Genomic DNA, 4,522 nt, shown 5'->3' on the forward strand with positions numbered 1-4,522 from the left:
AACGCTATTACTAGTGCTGGTAAAAAAATACCTATGGCCGCTAACAAAAATAGACCATAAAACATCCAAGCAATAAAGGATCCAATTTCTTCATCTGAGGTGGTACGCTCTTTTTTAGAATTATCTTGCTTTTGAAAATCAAACATACACATTCCCCCTCAACATTTCATCTAGATTGCCAAAAGTAACTTCAATTCCAACATCTGCTGCACACTTTGCAACTAAACGCCGAATTGCCAACGACTGGTATAAATAAATTAAATGCGTATACTGGCCTTCAATAATAAATTTCTTATAATTAACCAATTTTTTAGTTATTTTTGCTGCCCTTTTACGCGTAAGTTCAACCTCTACAGCTTGTCTTGTATCCTCAGTTTCAATCACAAAATCAGGCAAATTTACTATCTGCTCTCTTCTTTGTGATCCTTGACTAATAATCTGAGCAATTAATTCTCGTTCCATTTCAAATTTCGCACGTTCTGCAAATTGATCTTTATAAAAAATAACGCTTTCATTAATTAACATACTATGCCGAAAAATTGCAAAGTTAGGGTTCCTCTCATCCTTTGAGAAACCAAAATTTAAATCACCGATAACTTCACTTCCAAGCTTGGTTATCAAATAAACAGCTTGCTGCATACTCTTGAATTTCTTTATTAAATCTTTTTTCTCAAATTCTTTTAATGCATAATAGATTGTCGATTTATTAAAAGACGTTAACCTCATGATCTGATCAACAGTCGCAATCCCCAACTTATCTAAAACATTTAAAACCAGATATCTCTTTTCAGTTAATCCTACTCTCAAGCTAAACACCCCTTTATCTCTAATCTCTTAACATTCTTCAAACTAACTCCCTAACTCAACTTTATATCCACAACCCTTTTTCTCTAGTACATGCTTATTTTATTTATTTTTTCAATACTATAAAAATACAGCCGAAACTGCCCTCTCTCCACGTAATTACGATAGGACAGTTTCGGCTGTATTTTGTATGAAAGCCTCTACAACAATCTAAATTAAGCATGTACTTCCAAAACAAGGTCAACTATTTATCAAAACTAATATAATTAAAAATCAAAGAAAAATCAAAAATTACGCATTTCAATTTAAAAAAAACTCCCAGAAAGTTAAACTGGAAGTTAATTGATATCCTACATCTTTTATCTTTTAATTAATCTAAATCATTACTAATTTCTTAAACAACATATAATCTAATCTGCTGTCCTGTTCTTCTATACATTTCTAATTATAGATTACATAACTTCATTTACTAAGTCCTTATATTTCTTAACTAAATTATCCAAAAGGGAACACAAATATATTTGACAACTAGACTAGCTTGGCTTAGTTTTTAGGAAGGCTGAAGCGGTATGAACAAAGTTTTTCCCTGGTTTTCGCAGCGAAAAACAAATCATAAGTTGACTCAGTTTTTGAGGTTTTGCCTCGCTCAACTCACAAGTAATCTAGTTTCAGCTTTTTACAGCTATCCTAACAATTAAGTTTTTTACTCACCAGCAAAAACATGCCCTTACTGTATGTTAAGACTCCATTCATGTTACCACTCTAGCCATTAGGCAGCAGCTTCTATGTCTGCAGGTCGGCTCTGAACCCAGCCTACAGATCAGATTACAGAATCCATAGACTACTCAATTATTTTTGTGAAGTTCTGGCTGAGTTCACCAGATGTCTACTTTTTAGCGTTCATCCATAAGCAGCTGTCGCATATCGAAATATGAAACCTATGTACTACTAACCTATCTCTCAGCTTGTCTCCTGAGTTTTGAAAATCACCACATTGAATATGTTGATAAAACATGCTACAATAATGACATAAATTAAGACTTGTTCGGGTCATTCAGATACTACCAATATCTGGTGGCTTTTTCTTTATATAAGAGGTTACCTTCGGGTAATCTCTTTTTTGTTTACAATAAGAACTGTAACACAAAATCGCAAGATCGTCAAATGTTTAAGTATACCGTATACAGTGTACTGTAGTAAATATATAGTATGATGTATGTGGTATATAGCATGATGTATGTGGTATACAGTCTATAAATATAATTTTTCCTTTATTATCAAGGTATTAAGAAAACTAGTTTTCTTTGTATACTTTACACAGTGTTCAGTATATAGTATGATGTATGTTGTATTAAATATGAAGTCTACGAAAATGAAAAGAGGAAAAAATATGATAATTAGTTGTGCTAATGAAAAAGGTGGTACAGGTAAAACAAGTACTACAGCGCTTCTAGGTTGGGAATTAGCTAGTTTGGGCCACAGTACTTTATTGGTAGATTGCGATCCTCAAAGTAATCTTACAGATCTTATGATTAAAACTAAAAGCCAAGAAAACACTGAAATAACTATCGATCCTTCATTATTTGCTTTACTAATTAATCATAGAGACTTAAAAGAGGGAATTATACGTATAAAAGATAATTTATCTCTCTTACCAGTTGCTTCTGATATGAATTTATTCAGTAGATGGGTTGATAAACAAGAATTAACAGAAAAGGAAAAGGTTACATATTTAAAGGAAGCACTAGGGTCAATTAAGAAAGACTATGATTTTATATTCCTTGATGTAAGCCCTACAATGAGTCTTACTAACGATAATGTATTCATGGCTTGTGATTGGCTAATAATCATGCTGCAGACTCAACAACGTTCACTATTGGGTGCTAAAAGCTTCCTAGAATATTTACAAACCAATTTAATTAATATGTTTGATTCTAAGGTTGATGTTCTAGGTATTTTACCAGTATTAACCAAAGGGCAATCTAAAATAGATAACTCAGTCTTAAAAAGCGCAATTTCAGAGTTTGGTGAAAACAATTTATTCACTAATGTAATAACAGCTATGGAACGTGTTAAGAGGTTTGATTTAACGGGTATCACTGAGGACCACAAAAATGTGTGGGATAAAGCTACTCATAGTGTGTACACAGCAGTAGCAAAAGAGTTAGTAAACAGGTTAGGAGTGAAGTAGTATGAGTAATCTCTTACAACACAAAAATGATGACAATGAAAAAAAGATAGATAAGAATGTAGACGTTAAAACTAAATCTATCTCAAGACAAGATGTAGGTTTTACTGATATTGAAAAAGATGTTATACCTACTTTTGATGTAAGTGTACGTCTAGATAATCATTCTAGAAATGCTTTAATGGCACTTGCTAAAACTACAGCAGAAAAAAGAACTATTTCAGAAATGCTTTCTATTATGATTGAAGATTACACTAAGCAATTAAGTAGTAACACAATAACAGCTTACACAGAATATCTGAGTGCTCTAGAAGCTAAAGACAAGCTCTCTTACAAGTTGAAAAATCATAAGTAATAAAAAAGACCGCGCGTTTTATAATTAAGTTAGCCACCCAGCCAAAATGGTAAAAAAAAGACACCAAGACGAAAAATTCAGGTATCATTGAAGTTCCTACAACAAACAATTAAAAAAGTTTTCGTCTTGATGCAAGAACAGTCTATCACACCACGCCCAAAAGGTCACCATTTATCGGAAATCGAACGCGGTCAAATCGCCGCTTGGCACATTGAAGGATGCTCAGCACGGCAAATAGCGATTCGATTAGGCGTCTGCCACCAGACCGTCAATAATGAGCTCAAGCGTGGTCGAGTCACGCAAGTTAAACGCGTTAATAATCAGAAACACTACTTTGAAATTTACAGCCCTGAAGCCGCTCAGAATCGCTATGAAATAAAGCGGCAAAACTGTGGACGTCCATTAAAATTTAGCCAAGTGACGGCCTTCTTAGCCTACTTTGATGATAAGTTCTGCCATGAGGGCTGGTCTCCGGACGCTGCTTGTTGGTTATGCCCGTAAGCACCGGTTATTTAAGCCGGCCAAAATGGTCTGTACGAAGACTTTGTACAACTATATCGATGCGCAACTATTGGAGATCCGTAACCTTGATCAGCTGGAAAAAACAAAACGCCGGACGACCCAGCACCACTCGCACCAACATCAGCGCCTACTCGGTCGTAGTATTGAAGAACGGCCAAAGCGAGTAGAAACGCGCCACGAGTTTGGTCATTTTGAGATCGATACTGTCATTGGCAAACGTGCTGGTAGCGAGAGTGTCCTATTAACGTTTACCGAACGTAAAACGCGCTATGAGATTGTCCGCTTGATCGAGGGTAAAGACGCTGAATCTGTGGCTTATGCCATGCAAAATATTACGGCTGAATTCGGTGACGTTATGCGGACAGTTACGGCGGATAACGGAACAGAGTTCACCACGCTAACGGCTGCGCTTGAGGGTATTGCCGAGACTTATTATGCCCACCCTTATAGCTCGGCCGAACGCGCCACTAATGAGGTCCACAATCGTATACTCAGACGTTACTTTCCTAAGGGGCAATCACTCGATCTAGCTACACCCAGTCTGGTCCGTCAAGCTGAATCTCGGCTCAACCATCTCCCGCGCCGCTTACTTAAGTTCTGTACACCAGCTGAAGTATTTCGAAAGGAATTAGCACGTGCGCGTAAAGGCCGAG

3 protein-coding genes and 1 pseudogene are annotated in these 4,522 nt (G+C 36.2%); 3 read left to right on the forward strand and 1 reads right to left on the reverse strand.

The window, feature by feature from the left end; translation table 11 throughout:
* Positions 1-138 precede the first annotated feature (138 nt).
* Complete coding sequence (locus tag GSM_RS13400) at positions 139-807, reverse strand: replication-relaxation family protein (protein WP_003689348.1); 669 nt, start codon at positions 805-807, stop codon at positions 139-141.
* 1,387 nt (positions 808-2,194) lie between these two features.
* Here GSM_RS13400 and GSM_RS13405 point away from each other — a divergent pair.
* From GSM_RS13405 to GSM_RS14445, 3 genes and pseudogenes are all read left to right on the forward strand, one after another.
* Positions 2,195-2,995, forward strand: a complete 801-nt coding sequence (locus GSM_RS13405) for a ParA family protein (protein ID WP_003688413.1) — start codon at positions 2,195-2,197, stop codon at positions 2,993-2,995.
* 1 nt (position 2,996) lies between these two features.
* Positions 2,997-3,347 (forward strand): DUF5388 domain-containing protein, encoded by a 351-nt coding sequence (locus GSM_RS13410; protein WP_003688415.1) that lies wholly within the window; start codon positions 2,997-2,999, stop codon positions 3,345-3,347.
* Positions 3,348-3,455: 108 nt separating this feature from the next.
* Positions 3,456-4,522 (forward strand): annotated as a pseudogene (locus GSM_RS14445) (IS30 family transposase); the annotation flags it as partial.

The sequence above is a fragment of the Liquorilactobacillus mali KCTC 3596 = DSM 20444 genome (genome assembly GCF_000260415.1).
In the GTDB taxonomy this organism is placed as follows: domain Bacteria; phylum Bacillota; class Bacilli; order Lactobacillales; family Lactobacillaceae; genus Liquorilactobacillus; species Liquorilactobacillus mali.